Genomic DNA, 16,660 nt, shown 5'->3' with positions numbered 1-16,660 from the left:
GGCGATGTCGGCGATGCGGTTGCTGGTCCTGGGCGCCGTCCGGCAGCACGGGCGGGCGCACGGCTATCAGGTGCGGGGCGATCTGGAGTACTGGGGCGCGCACGAGTGGGCGCAGGCCAAGCCCGGTTCGATCTACCACGCACTCAAGCAGATGGCGAAGCAGGAACTGCTGCGCGCCCACGCCACCGCGCCGAGCCCGGACGGCGGACCGCCGCGTACCGAGTACGAGCTGACGGACGCCGGTGAGGCGGAGTTCTTCGCGCTGCTGCGGGACGCGCTGGCGCGGCCCGGTCAGCGGAACGATGTGCTCAGCGCCGGTCTCGGCTTCCTCGTGGAGCTGGAGCGGGCGGAGGCGGTGGCGCTGCTGCGGGAGCGGGCGCGGGCCCTGGAGGAGTGGCGGGCCACGGCGGCCGAGGAGTATGTGCCCGCGGAGGGGCCCGGTGCGCTCGGGCACATCGGCGAGATCATGCACATGTGGGTGGACGCCGCCGATCACGGCGCGGCCTGGACCCGCGGGCTGATCGCGCGGATCGAGGGCGGCGCGTATGTCTTCGCCGGGGAGGGCGAGCCGTTCGTGGGCGTCCTGGCCGACGGCGAGGAGAACCCGTACGCGACGGGTGAGGCCCACCCCGGGGACGACGCGTAGGGGCAGCCCGGTTCGGGCGTGCCCGGGCGCCGGGCGGACGGCGGGGTTCCGCGGAGCGTCCGGGACCCCCGTGGTCAGTGATGGAACGCGGTGGCTTTGTGGGCGGGACGCTGCAAAGGGCAGGGCTGGGCGCGGAGTTCCGGCAGCAGTTGCTCCAGGTCGTCCAGGAAGAGGTCGGCGAGGTCATGGGAGAAGCCGTTGCGGCAGACCACCCGGAGGACGGACAGGTCCTCGCGGTGCGGCGGGAAGGTGTACGCGGGCACCAGCCAGCCGCGTTCCTTCAGCCGCCGGGAGACGTCGAACACGTCGAAGACGGTGGTGCCGGGAGCGGTGGTGAAGGCGAAGACCGGCAGTTCGTCGCCGTGCGTGAGCAGGGTGAAGTCGTCGAGCGCGCCGATGCGGGACGCCAGTGACGTCGCCACGTCCCGGGTGGCCTGCTGGACGGCGCGGAAGCCCTCCCGGCCCAGCCGCAGGAACGTGTAGTACTGCGCCACGACCTGGGCGCCGGGCCGGGAGAAGTTGAGCGCGAAGGTCGGCATGTCGCCGCCGAGGTAGTTGACGCGGAAGACCAGCTCCTCGGGGAGCATCGTGTCGTCGCGCCACAGTGCCCAGCCGACACCGGGGTAGACCAGGCCGTACTTGTGGCCCGAGGTGTTGATCGAGGAGACGCGGGGGAGCCGGAAGTCCCAGGTCAGGTCCGGGTCGAGGAAGGGCGCGACCATGGCGCCGGAGGCGCCGTCGATGTGGACGGGGATGTCGAGGCCGGTGCGTTCCTGGAGGGCGTCGAGCGCCGCGCACACCTCGGCGACCGGTTCGTAGGAGCCGTCGAAGGTGGAGCCGAGGATGGCGACGACGCCGATGGTGTTCTCGTCGCAGAGGTCCGCGGCGGCCTGCGGGTCGAGGTGGTAGCGGTCGCCCTCCAGGGGGACCTGGCGTGCCTCGACCTCCCAGAAGGTGCAGAACTTCTCCCAGCAGACCTGCACATTGGCGCCCATGACGAGGTTGGGGCGGGCGCCGGTGCGGTCGGCGGCGTGGCTCCAGCGCCGTTTCAAGGCCATCCCGGCGAGCATGCACGCCTCGCTGGAGCCGGTGGTCGAGCAGCCGAGGGCGGCCGCCGGGTCGGGCGCGTGCCACAGGTCGGCGAGCATCGCCACACAGCGCCGCTCCAGTTCGGCGGTGCGTGGGTACTCGTCCTTGTCGATCATGTTCTTGTCCCGGCACTCGGCCATCAGCGCGGTGGCCTGCGGTTCCATCCAGGTGGTGACGAAGGTCGCAAGGTTGAGCCGGGCGTTGCCGTCGAGCATCAGCTCGTCGTGCACGTACTGATAGGCGGTGTGCGGGGCGAGCGGGCCGTCCGGGAGCGTGTGCCGGGGCGGCGACTCGTCCATGCCGCCGATCGGGTCGGCCTCACCGTAGAAGGGGTTGACCGGGTGGCCGGGCCGCGCGGACGCGCCTTTGTGCAGGGTCATGGCCGCACCTCCTCGGCCGACCCTAGGGCGGCGGCCGGACGGCGGCGCGTGGGGAGGGGCCGGGCGTGTGGCCGGGCTTCGGGGCCGGGTCGGGTGCGTCGCGGGTACGGGCCCGGGGGCGCTTCGGACCAGGCGGGCCGGGGCGCCCCGGGGCCGGGGCCGGAGTCCGGTCGGGGCGCCCGGGCGGAGTGGCCCGGGCGCGCCACGCGGTGGCCGGGGTCAGCCCGTCCCGGCCAGGGACAGCTTCGCGGCGAAGCCCAGGAAGGCGGCGCCGGCGCCCGCGGACAGGCCCGCGGTCAGCTTCCGGCGGCGCCGGAACGTCGCGGCCAGATACGTACCGCTGAAGATCAGGATCGACAGGTAGGTGAGGCTGAACAGCTGCGCCCAGGCGCCCAGGGCCAGGAACGACAGCACCGGGTGCGCGTAGGACGGGTCGACGAACTGCACGAAGAAGGAGATGAAGAACAGGATCGCCTTCGGGTTGAGCAGGCTCACCACCAGAGCCCGGCGGTACGGGCGCTCCACCGGCTCCTTCGCCGCTCCGGCCGGCGCCTCGGCCGTCGCCGCCTCGGCCACCGCCGTCGCGGCCGTCGGCTCGGTCCCGGCAGACGCCTCGGCGGACGTACGGGCCGACCGGCCGCGCCACAGGGCCACCGCGCCGCGCAGCATCCCGATGGCCAGCCAGGTCAGATAGCCCGCGCCCGCGAACTTCACGATCGCGAACAGCAGCGGGCTGGCCTTGAGGAGCGACGCCACGCCGCCCGCCGACAGGGCCATCAGCACCGTGTCCCCGCAGACCACCCCGGCCGCCGCACGGTACGCGACACGGGGGCCGCGGCGGGCCGCCACCGAGACGACGTAGAGCGAATTCGGCCCCGGCAGCAGGATGATCAGGGCGAGGCCCGCCAAATAGGTGGAGAGGTCAGTTATCCCGAACATGGGCGCAGAATCTCACCCGGAGCCCGGCCCTCCACAAGTCTTTTCACCATGCGGACGCCCCGTTCTTTTCCCCATGCGGACGCCCCGGACACGGCGCGGTGTCCGGGCGGGAGCCCGGCGGCGGGGCGGACGGGCGCGGGGCGCGCGGCAGGGGGCGTGCGCCGGGCCGGGGGAGCGTCCGACGGTGCGGCGCGCGCCCCTCGTGCGGGGACGCCCCGGCCCGTAGGGGTCAGCTCTTCGGGGCGAGGACCACGGCGGTGCCGTAGGCGCAGACCTCGGTGCCGACGTCGGCCGCCTCGGTGACGTCGAAGCGGAACATCAGCACCGCGTTGGCGCCGCGCGAGCGGGCCTGCTCGATCAGGCGCTCCATGGCCTGGTTGCGGGTCTCGACCAGGGTCTTGGTCAGGCCCTTCAGCTCCCCGCCGATCATCGACTTCAACCCGGCGCCGATCTGGCTGCCCAGGTGGCGCGAGCGGACGGTCAGCCCGAAGACCTCACCGATGACCTGCTGCACGGTGAAGCCGGGGACGTCGTTCGTCGTCACCACCAGGACGTCGGACTGGGCCTGCTGTCCGCCGCCGAATTCCTCGATGCCCATCTGTCACGCACTTCCTTCGCTGTGTGATGCCTGTGACGCAAGCATCACCGGGTTCCCGCGGCCGGGCATCCTCCGCCGGGACGAGCGTCGTCCGGCATCCCCTCCGACCAGGGGCGGAGGGCGTCTCGTACCGGTGGCCGCGACGGTGTGACCCGGGGTGGCGCCCTGGCCGCCCCCGGGGTGGGCGGGCGGAGGGAACCGTGACCGGCCGGGTGGCGTTGATAGCTTGGGGCCGCACACCGCGCCCGATCCCCGCAGCTTCCCCCGTCGCACCGCAGATCCGGCGCCCTCGACACAGGAGCCTCCACCCCGTGAACACCCTCGCGCTCGGCCCCCAGTGGCTGGACCCGGATTTCCTGATCGGCACCTTCGGCCTGATCGGTGTCCTGGTCATCGTCTTCGCGGAGTCCGGCCTGCTGATCGGCTTCTTCCTGCCGGGCGACTCGCTGCTGTTCACCACCGGCCTGCTGGTGACCACCCACAAGATGGACAAGCCGCTGTGGCTGGTGTGTGTGCTGGTGGCGCTGGCCGCGGTCCTCGGTGACCAGGCCGGGTACCTCTTCGGCCGCAAGGTCGGCCCGTCGCTCTTCACGCGGCCCGACTCCAAGCTCTTCAAGCAGGAGAACGTCGAGAAGGCCCACGAATTCTTCGAGAAGTACGGGCCGAAGTCGCTGGTCCTGGCCCGCTTCGTGCCGATCGTGCGGACGTTCACGCCGATCATCGCGGGCGTGAGCCGGATGAACTACCGCTCGTTCCTCACCTTCAACGTCATCGGCGGCTCCCTGTGGGGCGCCGGGGTCACCCTGATCGGCGCCGCGCTGGGCAACATCGAGTTCGTGCACAAGAACATCGAGGCCATACTGGTCCTGATCGTGCTGATCTCCGTCGTGCCGATCGTCGTCGAGTACCTGCGGGCCCGCGGCAAGGCCAAGAAGGCCGAGGGCGCGGTGCCCGAGCAGGCCGTGGCCGAAGGCGCGCCGGGCGACGACCGCCGCGGTCGCCACGCCAAGCGCTGAGCCGCATGAGGGGGCCGGGCCTCGGCTGCTGACCAGGCGCAGCATTCCGCCCCTGCCCCTCGCCCTCCCATCCCCTCCGCACGCCCCGAGACCGCCCGTCCCCGCGCCCCGGGGCGGGCGGTTCGTGGTGGGGCGCGCGGGCGTGCTCCTGGTACGGGATGCGCCTCCACACCATCCCGGTGCACTCCCGTACTCTCCCCTCGGTCACGCACTTCGTGGCATGACCCCCGGCGCCGTCGGGAATGTGCAGTTCATCCTGTCCGACTCCTTTGTCGGAACCGGTCAACCCCCGCCCCGCGCGCCCGGAAGCGTCATCAGGCATCGTGTCCTTGACGGTCGCAGGAGGCGTACGAGGAGCGAAGAAACGTGGCGTCGGATCCACAGCGCGGCCAGCGCTCCACCAACGGCACACCGCATGCCCATAACGGTCACCACCGCGGGCGGAACAGCAACGGTGGCGACGGTTCGGCGGAGCCGCCCGACGAGGACAGAAAGCCGACGCCGGACGAGGTGCGCAGCGCCTTCACGCCGCCGCTGGGTGTCCCGCAGCCCCCGCTTCCCGAGGACGAGTCCAGTACCACCTCCGAATTCGCGCTGCCCGAGGGGCTGCGGCCGGAGGTCCCCGCGGAGCAGGAAGGTTCAGCCTTCGCCCCGCCCGGCGGCGCGCCCGTCGGCGGCTTCCCGGCGTTCACCCCGCCGCACGGCATTCCGGTGCTCAGCCTCACCAAGGAGGCGCCGTGGCAGGACCGCATGCGGACCATGCTGCGGATGCCGATCCACGAGCGCCCCACCCCGGAGCGGTCGGAGCGCCCCGACGACGAGACCGGGCCCGCGGTGCCCCGCGTCCTCGACCTCACGCTGCGTATCGGCGAGATCCTGCTGGCCGGTGGTGAGGGCGCCGAGGACGTCGAGGCGGCGATGTTCGGCGTCGCGCACGCCTACGGGCTGGAGCGTGTCGAGCCGACCGTCACCTTCACCCTGCTGTCCATCTCGTACCAGCCGTCGCTGGTCGACGACCCGGTCACCGCCAGTCGCACCGTGCGGCGCCGCGGTGTCGACTACACCCGGCTGTCGGCGGTCTTCCGGCTGGTCGACGACATCACCTCCGAGGGCATCACCCTGGAGGAGGCGTACCGCGGGCTCGCCGAGATCCGCCGTAACCGCCACCCGTTCCCCACCTGGGCGCTGACGCTCGCCTCCGGGCTGCTGTCCGGCGGCGCGTCCATACTGGTCGGCGGTGGTCTGCTGGTCTTTGTGGCCGCCGCGGTCGGCTCGATGCTCGGCGACCGGCTGGCGTGGCTGGCGTCCGGCCGTGGGCTGCCGGAGTTCTACCAGTTCGTGGTGGCCGCGATGCCGCCCGCGGCCATAGGCGTCGCCTTCGGCCTGGCGCACGCCAACGTCCAGGCGTCCGCGGTCATCACCGGTGGACTCTTCGCGCTGATCCCGGGGCGGGCCCTGGTCGCGGGCGTCCAGGACGGCCTGACGGGTTATTACATCACCGCCGCCGCCCGCCTCCTGGAGGTCGTCTACCTCATCGTCGGCATCGTCGTCGGCGTGCTCGGCATCCTCTACATCGGGCTCCAGCTCGATCCCGGGCTCAAGCGGCTCAACCCCGAGCAGGCGCTGCACGTCTACAACGAGCCGCTGGTGCAGACCGGCGCGTCCATGCTGCTGGCGCTGGCCTTCTGCGTGCTGCTCCAGCAGGAGCGGCACACGGTGGCGTTCGCGACCCTCAACGCCGGGGTGGCCTGGGTCGTCTACGGCGCCCTCGCCAACGTCGCCGGGCTCAACGCGGTGCCGTCCACGGCCATTTCCGCCGGTCTCGTCGGCCTCTTCGGCCAGCTGTTGTCCCGTTACCGCTACGCCTCGGCGCTGCCGTACGTCACCGCGGCCATCGGCCCGCTGCTGCCCGGTAGCGCCACGTACTTCGGGCTGCTCAACTTCGCGCAGGGCAACCTCCTCGACGGCATCGCCTCGCTGATCAAGGCGGCGTCGCTGGCGCTCGCCATCGCCGTCGGCGTGAACCTCGGCAGCGAGGTCGCGCGGCTCTTCCTGCGCGCCCCCGGGCCCGAGATGCCCGGCGCCGGCCGCCGCGCCGCCAAGCGCACCCGCGGCTTCTGACCATCGGCCGACCACCCCGCGCCACGAACGGGCGGCACCCCGAGTGGGTGCCGCCCGTTCGCGTACGAAAATCAGCGCGCCGTGCGCCGGGTCTCGGGGGCCGTGGCGGCCCCGGGGAGCGCCGGTGTCAGTGGGCGCCGCCCTGCGCGTCCAGGCGCTTGTAGGACGCCTCGATCTCGGCCTCGGCCTCGGCGCGGCCGACCCAGTCGGCGCCCTCGACGGACTTGCCGGGCTCCAGGTCCTTGTAGACCTCGAAGAAGTGCTGGATCTCCAGGCGGTCGAACTCCGAGACGTGGTGGATGTCCCGCAGGTGCTCGACGCGCGGGTCGGACGCCGGGACGCACAGCAGCTTGTCGTCGCCGCCGGCCTCGTCGGTCATCCGGAACATGCCGATGGCGCGGCACTTGATGAGGCAACCGGGGAAGGTCGGCTCGTCCAGGATGACCAGCGCGTCCAGCGGGTCGCCGTCCTCGCCGAGGGTGTTCTCGACGAAGCCGTAGTCCGCCGGGTAGCTGGTCGAGGTGAAGAGTCGACGGTCCAGGCGGATCCGACCGGTCTCGTGGTCCACCTCGTACTTGTTCCGCGAACCCTTCGGGATCTCGATGGTGACGTCGAACTCCACGGGTGGCTCCTCCATGATCAACACATAGGTCTGGTGATTAAGTGTCCCCCACGCAGGTGGGTGCTGGCGAAAGGGGCTGGTCCAAGGTGCCGGAGACCGGATCGTGGCAGGTCAGATGGGAGACGGTGCGACGGTCGGCCCGGGCGTACGCCCGTACCGCGGCCCGTACGGCACAGCGGGCCGGCCACGAGGTCCGGCGGACCTGGCTCGCCGCACCGCCGCGGACACGGAGCACCTGGCGCCTGACGGCGGTGGCCACCGCCGCGGGCCTGGCGACCGCGACGGCCGCGGTGGCGGTGGCCGGGCCCTGGGACTCGGGTCAGCGTACGGCCGAGCGGGCCCGCGCGGGGGCCGCGGCCGGTACGGGTGGCGCACATCACGGCGGGGCGCCCGGCCGCGGCGGTGCGCCGGGGGGCGCGGACGGCGGGCCCGGGCTCCCGCAGGTCCTCCCGGCGCTCGGCGTCCCGGCGGCCGGCGCCTCCGGACGCGGCGCGGCGCCGCAGCCCACCGGCGCCGGGCTCGCCGACGCGCTGTCGCCGCTGCTCAAGGACAAGGCGCTGGGCGCGGTGCGGACCGCGTCGGTCATCGATGTCGCCACCGGCCGCCAGGTGTTCGCCGCCAAACCCACCACGGCGGCGGTGCCCGCCTCCACCGTCAAGCTCGCCACTGCCGTCGCGGCCCTCACCACCCTGGGTACCGACCACCGCATCGAGACGACGGTGGTGACCGCCGCGGACGCGGAGGACGACGGCAAGGGAGCCGAGGAGGGCGAGCACCCCAAGGGCGGCAAGGACGACGAGCACCCCAAGGGCGGCAAGGACGCCAAGAGCGGCAAGGACTCCAAGGACCCCAAGGACTCCAAGGACAAGGGCAAGGGCGGCAAGCCCGCGCCCCAGCGGATCGTGCTGGTCGGCGGCGGCGACCCGACGCTCACCGCCCGGGCACCCGAGGGCGGCGCCGACGGGCCCGCCAGCCTGCGCGCCCTCGCCGACGACACCGCCCGGGCCCTCGCCGAGCGCGGCCGCAAGAAGGTTTCTCTCGGCTATGACACCTCGCTCTACTCCGGCCCCGCCATGCACCCCATCGGCTTCAACGAGAACCTCGCCCGCGTCACCCCGCTGATGGCCGACGAGGGCCGCCTCGACGACAGCGACAACGGCCCGGCGCCCCGCGCCGCCGACCCGTCCGCCGACGCCGCCCGCGCCTTCGCCGCCCGGCTGAAGGAGCGCGGCATCGACGTCGACGGCGCCCCGTCCGCCGCGCACGCGCCGAAGGACGCCACCCGCCTGGCCACCGTCCGCTCCCAGCCGCTCGGCGCCCTCGTCGAACGGATGCTGACCCACAGCGACAACGACATCGCCGAGGCCCTGGCCCGGCAGACCGCCCTCGGCGCCCACCACCCCGCCAGCTTCTCCGGCGCCGGGACCGCCGTCCGGCAGACGCTCGCCGCCCAGCACCTGCCGCTGTCCGGCGCCCGCTTCGACGACGGCAGCGGGCTCGACCGCGACGACAAGGTCAGCGCCGAACTCCTCGCCCGCCTCCTGCTGCACGCCTCGGCGCCCGAGCGCCCCGAACTCCGCCCGATCGTCACCGGCCTGCCCGTCGCCGCCTTCACCGGCACCCTCGACGGCCGCTACGCCGACACCGCGGGCGCCGGGGCCGTACGCGCCAAGACCGGCACCCTCACCGGTGTGAACACCCTCGCCGGAACCGTCGTCGACGCCGACGGACGGCTGCTGGTCTTCGCGTTCATGACCAACGGCACCAGCGACGCCCAGGGCGCCCAGCAGGCCCTCGACGCGCTCGCCTCGGCCGTCGCCAACTGCGGCTGCCGCTGACCCGCCGGCCCCGGAGGCCACCGGTCGGCTACCCCCGAGCCGGGTGCCCACGTACCGTGAAACGCATGACGAGCATCGGTGGTGTCGAGATGGTCGACTGGAACCTCGCGGCGGCGACGGCGACGCGCTTCGTGCGGCCCGGTCCGGAGGTCAGCCGCGACGAGGCCAGGGCGATCGTGGCGGAGCTGCGCGCCCACGCCCGGTCTTCCGAGGAACACGTCCGCGCCTTCACCCGCATGGCGCAGCCCGGAGAGGCGGTGGGCGCCGAGGCGCCGCAGGACACACCCGTCCTCGTCGTGGACCGCCCCGGCTGGATCAAGGCCAACGTCGCCGGGTTCCGCGCGGTGCTCAAACCCCTGCTGGACAAGATGGCCGAGCGCCGCCCCGGCGGCGCCGGGGGCGCGGTGCTCGGCGCCGTCGGCGGCAAGGTCACCGGCGTCGAGCTCGGCATGCTCCTGTCGTTCCTCGCCTCCCGGGTGCTCGGCCAGTACGAGACGTTCGCACCGGCCTCGCGCGATCTGCCCGCCGCGGCCAGGGGCGGCCGGCTGCTGCTCGTCGCGCCCAACATCGTCCACGTCGAACGGGAGCTGGAGGTCGACCCGCACGACTTCCGCCTCTGGGTCTGCCTGCACGAGGAGACCCACCGCACCCAGTTCACCGCCGTGCCCTGGCTGCGCGATCACATCGAGGGCGAGATCCAGTCGTTCCTGGCCGAAACCGACATCGATCCGGGCGCCCTCGTGGAACGCCTCCGCGAGGCCGCGCAGGCACTCACCGGCGCCCGGCCCGAGGGCGAGTCCGGCGAGGAGAACGCCCGCTCCCTCGTCGACCTCGTCCAGACCCCCGCGCAGCGCGAGATCCTGGGCCGCCTGACCGCCGTGATGTCCCTCCTGGAGGGCCACGCCGACTTCGTCATGGACGGCGTCGGGCCCGAGGTGGTGCCCTCCGTCGCCGAGATCCGGGAGAAGTTCCAGCAGCGCCGGGCCAGCGGCGCGGGCCGCCTCGACCTCGCGCTGCGCAAACTCCTCGGCCTCGACGCCAAGCTGCGCCAGTACCGCGACGGCGAACGCTTCGTCCGCGCGGTCGTCGACGACCTCGGCATGGACGGCTTCAACCGCGTCTGGACCTCGCCCAACACGCTCCCCACCAAACAGGAGATCGCCTCGCCCGCGGACTGGATCGCGCGCGTGAAAGGTGCGGCGGACGGGGCACCGTAAGGCAGAGATGCGCCGCGCGCACGCCGGACGGCAGATGTGCGCCCCCGTAATCACCCTTCTGAGGGACCGTTACCAGGGGATGGGCGTGCAATGCTCGGGGAACTGCTCGCCTCTGTCACCATCTAGGCACTCTGTGTGACGAATATGTCGTCCACGGACCAAGGCTCCCCAGCTGAACGATTGGAAACGGACATGGGTCCCCATCCAGCGGTCGCCGCGATACGCCTGGCGGTCCGCCGCGTACTCCACGACGTACTCAACCGGCACTGCGCGCAGGCCAGGACCGAGCCCCCGCTCGTCCTCGTCGCCTGCTCCGGCGGCGCCGACTCCATGGCGCTCGCCTCCGCCCTCGCCTTCGAAGCCCCTCGGCTCGGTGTCCGCGCGGGCGGCGTCACCGTCGACCACGGCCTCCAGGCCGGCTCCGACCTCCGCGCCGCCGAGGTCGTCCTGCGGCTGCGCTCCCTCCACCTCGACCCCGCCGAGGCGGTCACCGTGCGCGTCGGCAAGGAGGGCGGACCCGAAGCCGCCGCCCGCGACGCCCGGTACGCCGCCCTCGACGCCGCCGCCGAACGCCACGGCGCCGCCGCCGTCCTCCTCGGCCACACCCGCGACGACCAAGCCGAGACGGTCCTCCTCGGCCTCGCCCGCGGCTCCGGCACCCGCTCCCTCTCCGGCATGGCCGCGACCACCGGCCACCTGGGCCGCTACCGCCGTCCGTTCCTCGGCGTCGACCGCCAGACCGCCCGCACCGCCTGCCTCATCCAGTCCCTCCCGGTCTGGGACGACCCGCACAACACCGACCCCGCCTACACCCGCTCCCGGCTGCGCCACGAAGGGCTGCCCGCCCTGGAGAAGGCGCTCGGCAAGGGCGTCGTCGAAGCCCTCGCCCGTACGGCCCAGCTCTCCCGGGACGACGCCGACGCCCTCGACTCCTGGGCCGCCGACGCCGAACGCACGGTCCGCGGCGCGGAGGGCACGCTCGACGTCGCCGGGCTGTTCGCGCTGCCGCCCGCGGTGCGCCGCCGGGTGCTGCGCCGGGCCGTCATCGATGCGGGCGCACCGGCCGGTTCGCTCTTCGCCCGGCACATCGAGGAAGTGGACCGGCTGATCACGGCCTGGCGTGGTCAGGGCGCCCTCAACCTCCCCGGGCGCGTCGGTGTTCGACGGCAGGGTGGCAGACTTGTCATTCGGCAGGGCTGAGCCGCAAGACCGCTGCCCCGCCTGATCAGTCCGGCGACGGACACGACACCGAACCGAGCGAGAGTGGCACGGGTGGACGACAAGGACATGGGCTCCGACCTTGAGTCGGTACTCATCAGCAAAGAAGAGATCGACGCGAAGCTGGCCGAGCTGGCCGCGAAGATCGACGCGGAGTACGCGGGCAAGGACCTGCTCATCGTCGGCGTCCTGAAGGGCGCCGTGATGGTGATGGCGGACCTGGCGCGGGCGCTGTCCACCCCCGTCACGATGGACTGGATGGCCGTGTCCTCGTACGGCGCGGGCACCCAGTCCTCCGGCGTGGTGCGCATCCTCAAGGACCTCGACACCGACATCAAGGGCCGGGACGTCCTGATCGTCGAGGACATCATCGACTCCGGTCTCACGCTGTCGTGGCTGCTGTCCAACCTCGGTTCGCGCGAGCCCGCCTCGCTGGAGGTCTGCACGCTGCTGCGCAAGCCCGACGCCGCCAAGGTCGATATCGACGTGAAGTGGATCGGCTTCGACATTCCCAACGAGTTCGTCGTGGGCTACGGCCTCGACTTCGCCGAGAAATACCGCAATCTGCCGTTCGTCGGCACCCTCGCACCGCACGTGTACGGCGGCTGAGGACGGCATCCGCTCGCCGGCCGTACGGGTCGGCGAGGGCCAGGAACGGCCACGGCACGGCGGCCGCGCAGCAGCGGGAACCTGCCGGGGCCGCCCACCGTTGAAGCAGAGAACGGAATCCGAGCTCGCATTGTTCGCTGTCGGCGTCGCCGACGGGTGACAATGCTGGGGTACCGTCCGAAGGTACTCATTTTCGGGCCAGTAATACACCGTACGCACGACCAGCCCTCCGCAGGGCTGTTGTGCCTCACTGTGGCAGGAGGGACGGGGCCGTGACGGCTCCGTATGGATGGACGTGAAGCGATACTTCCGTGGGCCGGTCATGTGGATCGTGCTGGCCGTCCTCGCCGTGGTCGTGTTGATGCAGGTCGTCGGTGAATCCGGCGGCTACAAGACGGTGGACACCGGTCAGGTCGTCAAGGCGATCACTGACAACAAGGTGAAATCCGCCGAGCTGACGACCGGCGACGAGAACAAGATCAAGATCGAGTTGTCGGGCGACAACAAGATCGAGGGTTCCAACAAGCTGCAGGCGAGCTACATCGGCGACCAGGGCGTCGACATCGCGAAGAACCTGCAGGCCAAGTACCAGACCGGCGAGATCAAGGACGGCTACACAGTCGCCCCGTCGAAGCAGAACCCGTTCGTCGGGCTGCTGATCACGCTGCTTCCCTTCCTCCTCATCCCGATCATCTTCCTGTTCCTGATGAACCAGGCGCAGGGCGGTGGCTCCCGGGTGATGAACTTCGGGAAGTCCAAGGCGAAGCTGATCACCAAGGACACGCCCAAGACGACCTTCGCGGACGTCGCCGGGTCGGACGAGGCGGTCGAGGAACTCCACGAGATCAAGGAGTTCCTCCAGGAGCCGGCGAAGTTCCAGGCCGTCGGCGCCAAGATCCCCAAGGGCGTTCTGCTGTACGGCCCGCCCGGTACGGGCAAGACGCTGCTGGCACGCGCCGTCGCGGGCGAGGCCGGGGTGCCGTTCTACTCGATCTCCGGCTCCGACTTCGTCGAGATGTTCGTCGGTGTCGGTGCCTCCCGGGTACGTGACCTCTTCGAGCAGGCCAAGGCGAACGCCCCGGCGATCGTCTTCGTCGACGAGATCGACGCGGTGGGCCGCCACCGTGGCGCCGGTCTCGGCGGCGGTCACGACGAGCGCGAGCAGACGCTCAATCAGCTGCTCGTCGAGATGGACGGCTTCGACGTCAAGGGCGGCGTCATCCTGATCGCCGCCACCAACCGCCCGGACATCCTCGACCCGGCGCTGCTGCGTCCCGGCCGCTTCGACCGGCAGATCGCCGTCGACCGTCCGGACATGCAGGGCCGCCTGGAGATCCTCAAGGTCCACCAGAAGGGCAAGCCGGTCGCGTCGGACGTCGACCTCTCGGCCGTCGCCAAGCGGACCCCCGGCTTCACCGGTGCCGATCTCTCCAATGTCCTCAACGAGGCCGCGCTGCTGACGGCCCGTAGTGACGCGAAGCTGATCGACAACCACTTCCTGGACGAGGCGATCGACCGCGTCGTGGCCGGTCCGCAGAAGCGGACCCGGATCATGTCGGACAAGGAGAAGAAGATCACCGCGTACCACGAGGGCGGACACGCCCTGGTCGCGGCGGCTTCCCCGAACTCCGACCCGGTCCACAAGATCACGATCCTGTCCCGCGGCCGGGCCCTGGGCTACACCATGGTCCTGCCCGACGAGGACAAGTACTCCACCACCCGCAACGAAATGCTCGACCAGCTGGCGTACATGCTGGGCGGGCGCGCGGCGGAGGAGCTGGTCTTCCACGACCCGACGACCGGCGCGGCCAACGACATCGAGAAGGCCACCGCCACCGCCCGTGCGATGGTCACGCAGTACGGCATGACCGAGCGTCTCGGTGCCATCAAGTTCGGCTCCGACAACTCCGAGCCCTTCCTGGGCCGCGAGATGGGCCATCAGCGCGACTACTCCGAGGAGGTCGCGGCGCTGGTCGACGAGGAGGTCAAGAAGCTCATCGAGACCGCGCACAACGAGGCGTGGGAGATCTTGGTCGAGAATCGCGACGTTCTCGACAACCTCGTCCTGGAGCTCCTGGAGAAGGAGACCCTGGGCAAGGAGGAGATCGCCGAGGTCTTCAAGCACATCGTGAAGCGCCCGGCCCGCCCGGCGTGGACCGGCTCCTCGCGGCGTACCCCGTCGTCCCGGCCGCCGGTGCTCTCCCCGCGGGAGCTGTCCCCGGCCAACGGCACGATCCCGGGCAACGGCACCGTTTCGATGGACAAGACAGTGACGGAGTCCCCGGAGGAAACCCGCGAGAGCTGACGCGGGGATCACACGGCCCCGGAATGTCCGCCGCGCCTCCCAGGTTCTAGCCTGGGAGGCGCGGCATTTCCGCATCCGGAGCGGGCGCAGAAGGAACGAGGCACCACATGACCGACCCTGTGACGCTGGACGGCGACGCCACGATCGGCGAGTTCGACGAGAAGCGTGCCGAGAACGCCGTGCGGGAGCTGCTGATCGCGGTCGGCGAGGACCCGGATCGTGAGGGCCTGCTGGAGACCCCGGCGCGGGTGGCGCGGGCGTACAAGGAGATCTTCGCCGGGCTGCGGCAGAAGCCCGAGGACGTCCTGACCACGACGTTCGACATCGGCCACGACGAGATGGTGCTGGTCAAGGACATCGAGGTGACCTCGACCTGCGAGCACCACCTGGTGCCGTTCGTCGGGGTGGCGCACGTCGGGTACATACCGTCCGCCGACGGGAAGATCACCGGGCTGTCGAAGCTGGCCCGGCTGGTGGACGTCTTCGCCCGCCGTCCGCAGGTCCAGGAGCGGCTGACGACGCAGATCGCCGACTCGCTCATGGAGATCCTGGAGCCGCGCGGCGTCATCGTTGTCATCGAGTGCGAGCACATGTGCATGACGATGCGCGGGGTCCGCAAGCCCGGTGCGAAGACCACCACCTCCGCGGTCCGCGGTCAGCTCCGCGACCCGGCGACCCGCGCCGAGGCGATGAGCCTGATAATCGCCCGATAGGCGGTACGGACAGGACGGACCCGATAGGCGGTACGGACAGGACGGACCCGATAGGCGGTACGGACAGGACGGAGGGGCGGGCGCTGCACACCGGGCGCCCGCCCCTCCGTCATGAACCCGCTCCCGCGTGCCCGGTCACACCTTCAGACGGCCGCCCAGCCACTCCATGGCGGCGGGGATCTCGCGGCGCCAGGTGTTGAAGTTGTGGCCGCCGCTGTCGAGGATGATCGACGAGACCTTGGACGGCGACTTCGTCTGCTGGATGAACTTCAGCGTTTCGTGGAAGTTGCCCTCGCCCTGCTTGCTGCTGGTGACCAGCAGGTTCACCGGCGGCGCCGGGAGGTGGCGCTGGCGCCAGAGCAGATTGTTCTCCCGCTCCAGCTGCGGGTCGCCACCGAAGAGGGCGCCGGTGGTGGCGTCCAGCGGCGCCTTGTAGCTGCCGGAGAGGGCGACGGCGGTGGAGTACGACTCGGGGTGGCGCATCGTCATCTTCAGCGCGCAGTAGCCGCCGGTGGAGTCGCCGATGACGCCCCAGCTCTTCGCGTCCTTGCCGACGCGGAAGTGGCTGGCGATGTCGTGGCGCAGGTCCTGGGTGAAGAATGTCTCGGTCTGCGGGCCCCCGGGCACGTCCACGCACTCGGTGTCGCGGGGCGGCGCGACGGTCGGCCGCATCATCACCAGGACCATCGGCTGCATCTTGCCCTTGCCGTGCAGCGCGTGCTGGGTCTGCGGGAAGTGCAGCTTCTTGTAGAGCGCCTCGGCGGTGCCGGGGTAGCCGGTGAGGACCAGCGCGGCCGGGAAGACCTTGTGGGCGTGGGCGCGCTGGAAGTACTGGGGCGGCAGATAGACGAAGGCGGGGCTGCTGATGCCGGACTTCTCGCCGTGCAGCAGCACCTTCTCGATCCGCCCGGCGACCTTCGGCCGGGAGCTGCCGTCGACGTTGAACCGCTCGGCGCCGAGCTTCTGCAGCCGGGTGCCGTCCGGCCCGGACGTGTAGTTCGTCACAACGCCGGGCGCCTGCTCCTGGCCCAAGAGGTCGGCCCAGGACGCGTAGAAGCCGAACGAGTTGTTGGCGGCGAGCCCGACGGCCGCGAACAGCGATACCTGTGTGAGGAGCAGGACGCCGACTCGGCCGAGGACCGGGCGCCAGCTGCGTCCCGACAGCCGAGGCCAGAGCCAGACCGTGAGCACGAAGAACGCCACGGCGAGGACGACGGCCAGTATCAGCAGCTTTTTGCTGGTGAGACCCATGAAGTGCTTTCTCCCGGGCGGCCGGTCCGCCGGTCCGCTGATGGAACCCCGAGCCCTGAAACGCCGTCATACAGGGCGCAAAAGTCCGGAAGCTGCGA

The 16,660-nt window shown here is 71.4% G+C and carries 14 protein-coding genes; 9 read left to right on the top strand and 5 right to left on the bottom strand.

Going from position 1 to position 16,660, the window contains the following annotated elements; translation table 11 throughout:
• The first annotated feature begins 4 nt into the window (after nucleotides 1-4).
• Nucleotides 5-646 (top strand): PadR family transcriptional regulator, encoded by a 642-nt coding sequence (locus ACFWWQ_RS11700; RefSeq protein ID WP_384594397.1) that lies wholly within the window; start codon nucleotides 5-7, stop codon nucleotides 644-646.
• Between the two features lie 74 nt (nucleotides 647-720).
• Here ACFWWQ_RS11700 and ACFWWQ_RS11695 read toward each other — a convergent pair whose 3' ends face one another.
• The 3 genes from ACFWWQ_RS11695 to ACFWWQ_RS11685 all read right to left on the bottom strand — a co-directional run bounded on the left by ACFWWQ_RS11695 (nucleotide 721) and on the right by ACFWWQ_RS11685 (nucleotide 3,652).
• The gene (locus tag ACFWWQ_RS11695) at nucleotides 721-2,115 is read right to left on the bottom strand and encodes a glutamate decarboxylase (protein ID WP_384593979.1); all 1,395 of its coding nucleotides are present in this window, start codon (nucleotides 2,113-2,115) and stop codon (nucleotides 721-723) included.
• Between the two features lie 219 nt (nucleotides 2,116-2,334).
• The gene (leuE, locus tag ACFWWQ_RS11690; RefSeq protein ID WP_384593976.1) at nucleotides 2,335-3,054 is read right to left on the bottom strand and encodes a leucine efflux protein LeuE; all 720 of its coding nucleotides are present in this window, start codon (nucleotides 3,052-3,054) and stop codon (nucleotides 2,335-2,337) included.
• Between the two features lie 229 nt (nucleotides 3,055-3,283).
• Nucleotides 3,284-3,652: a YbjQ family protein gene (locus tag ACFWWQ_RS11685; RefSeq protein ID WP_030288486.1), complete on the bottom strand. Its 369-nt coding sequence runs from the start codon at nucleotides 3,650-3,652 to the stop codon at nucleotides 3,284-3,286.
• A 311-nt stretch (nucleotides 3,653-3,963) separates the two neighbouring features.
• Here ACFWWQ_RS11685 and ACFWWQ_RS11680 point away from each other — a divergent pair, with 311 nt between their 5' ends.
• Entirely contained in the window at nucleotides 3,964-4,668 is a 705-nt protein-coding gene (locus ACFWWQ_RS11680) for a DedA family protein (RefSeq protein ID WP_384593972.1), read from the top strand.
• Nucleotides 4,669-5,034: 366 nt separating this feature from the next.
• Nucleotides 5,035-6,789 (top strand): threonine/serine exporter family protein, encoded by a 1,755-nt coding sequence (locus ACFWWQ_RS11675; protein WP_384593969.1) that lies wholly within the window; start codon nucleotides 5,035-5,037, stop codon nucleotides 6,787-6,789.
• Between the two features lie 127 nt (nucleotides 6,790-6,916).
• Here the strand turns inward: ACFWWQ_RS11675 and ACFWWQ_RS11670 are convergent, their stop codons facing one another.
• Nucleotides 6,917-7,411, bottom strand: coding sequence for an inorganic diphosphatase (locus ACFWWQ_RS11670; protein WP_367437799.1), 495 nt, complete (start codon nucleotides 7,409-7,411; stop codon nucleotides 6,917-6,919).
• A gap of 86 nt (nucleotides 7,412-7,497) precedes the next feature.
• Between ACFWWQ_RS11670 and dacB the strand changes: the two genes are divergently transcribed.
• The 6 genes from dacB to folE all read left to right on the top strand — a co-directional run bounded on the left by dacB (nucleotide 7,498) and on the right by folE (nucleotide 15,311).
• The gene (gene dacB, locus ACFWWQ_RS11665; RefSeq protein ID WP_384593967.1) at nucleotides 7,498-9,249 is read left to right on the top strand and encodes a D-alanyl-D-alanine carboxypeptidase/D-alanyl-D-alanine-endopeptidase; all 1,752 of its coding nucleotides are present in this window, start codon (nucleotides 7,498-7,500) and stop codon (nucleotides 9,247-9,249) included.
• Nucleotides 9,250-9,314: 65 nt separating this feature from the next.
• Complete coding sequence (locus ACFWWQ_RS11660) at nucleotides 9,315-10,466, top strand: zinc-dependent metalloprotease (protein WP_384593964.1); 1,152 nt, start codon at nucleotides 9,315-9,317, stop codon at nucleotides 10,464-10,466.
• 192 nt (nucleotides 10,467-10,658) lie between these two features.
• Nucleotides 10,659-11,666 carry a tRNA lysidine(34) synthetase TilS gene (gene tilS, locus ACFWWQ_RS11655; protein WP_384593961.1) on the top strand — a complete coding sequence of 336 codons (1,008 nt, stop codon included), beginning with the start codon at nucleotides 10,659-10,661 and terminating at the stop codon, nucleotides 11,664-11,666.
• An 87-nt stretch (nucleotides 11,667-11,753) separates the two neighbouring features.
• Entirely contained in the window at nucleotides 11,754-12,293 is a 540-nt protein-coding gene (gene hpt / locus ACFWWQ_RS11650; protein ID WP_143941039.1) for a hypoxanthine phosphoribosyltransferase, read from the top strand.
• Nucleotides 12,294-12,582: 289 nt separating this feature from the next.
• Nucleotides 12,583-14,598 (top strand): ATP-dependent zinc metalloprotease FtsH, encoded by a 2,016-nt coding sequence (gene ftsH, locus ACFWWQ_RS11645; protein WP_384593958.1) that lies wholly within the window; start codon nucleotides 12,583-12,585, stop codon nucleotides 14,596-14,598.
• 107 nt (nucleotides 14,599-14,705) lie between these two features.
• Complete coding sequence (gene folE / locus ACFWWQ_RS11640) at nucleotides 14,706-15,311, top strand: GTP cyclohydrolase I FolE (protein ID WP_384593955.1); 606 nt, start codon at nucleotides 14,706-14,708, stop codon at nucleotides 15,309-15,311.
• 135 nt (nucleotides 15,312-15,446) lie between these two features.
• On the opposite strand, the gene ACFWWQ_RS11635 is transcribed toward folE, so the two are convergent.
• Nucleotides 15,447-16,562, bottom strand: a complete 1,116-nt coding sequence (locus tag ACFWWQ_RS11635; protein WP_384593952.1) for an alpha/beta hydrolase — start codon at nucleotides 16,560-16,562, stop codon at nucleotides 15,447-15,449.
• Nucleotides 16,563-16,660: the final 98 nt, after the last annotated feature.

The organism is Streptomyces sp. NPDC059080 (assembly GCF_042739975.1).
Lineage (GTDB): Bacteria > Actinomycetota > Actinomycetes > Streptomycetales > Streptomycetaceae > Streptomyces > Streptomyces benahoarensis.
The sequence above is the reverse complement of the archived record's forward strand: the minus strand, read 5'-3'. Positions and strand labels throughout refer to the sequence as shown.

Bases quoted from the DNA above. Each gene is read 5' to 3' on its own strand.
- hpt (WP_143941039.1), top strand. From the start codon at position 11,754: ATGGGCTCCGACCTTGAGTCGGTACTCATCAGCAAAGAAGAGATCGAC.
- ftsH (WP_384593958.1), top strand. From the start codon at position 12,583: ATGGACGTGAAGCGATACTTCCGTGGGCCGGTCATGTGGATCGTGCTG.
- ACFWWQ_RS11635 (WP_384593952.1), bottom strand. From the start codon at position 16,562: ATGGGTCTCACCAGCAAAAAGCTGCTGATACTGGCCGTCGTCCTCGCC.
- ACFWWQ_RS11660 (WP_384593964.1), top strand. From the start codon at position 9,315: ATGACGAGCATCGGTGGTGTCGAGATGGTCGACTGGAACCTCGCGGCG.
- tilS (WP_384593961.1), top strand. From the start codon at position 10,659: ATGGGTCCCCATCCAGCGGTCGCCGCGATACGCCTGGCGGTCCGCCGC.
- ACFWWQ_RS11685 (WP_030288486.1), bottom strand. From the start codon at position 3,652: ATGGGCATCGAGGAATTCGGCGGCGGACAGCAGGCCCAGTCCGACGTC.
- leuE (WP_384593976.1), bottom strand. From the start codon at position 3,054: ATGTTCGGGATAACTGACCTCTCCACCTATTTGGCGGGCCTCGCCCTG.
- ACFWWQ_RS11700 (WP_384594397.1), top strand. From the start codon at position 5: ATGTCGGCGATGCGGTTGCTGGTCCTGGGCGCCGTCCGGCAGCACGGG.
- ACFWWQ_RS11695 (WP_384593979.1), bottom strand. From the start codon at position 2,115: ATGACCCTGCACAAAGGCGCGTCCGCGCGGCCCGGCCACCCGGTCAAC.
- folE (WP_384593955.1), top strand. From the start codon at position 14,706: ATGACCGACCCTGTGACGCTGGACGGCGACGCCACGATCGGCGAGTTC.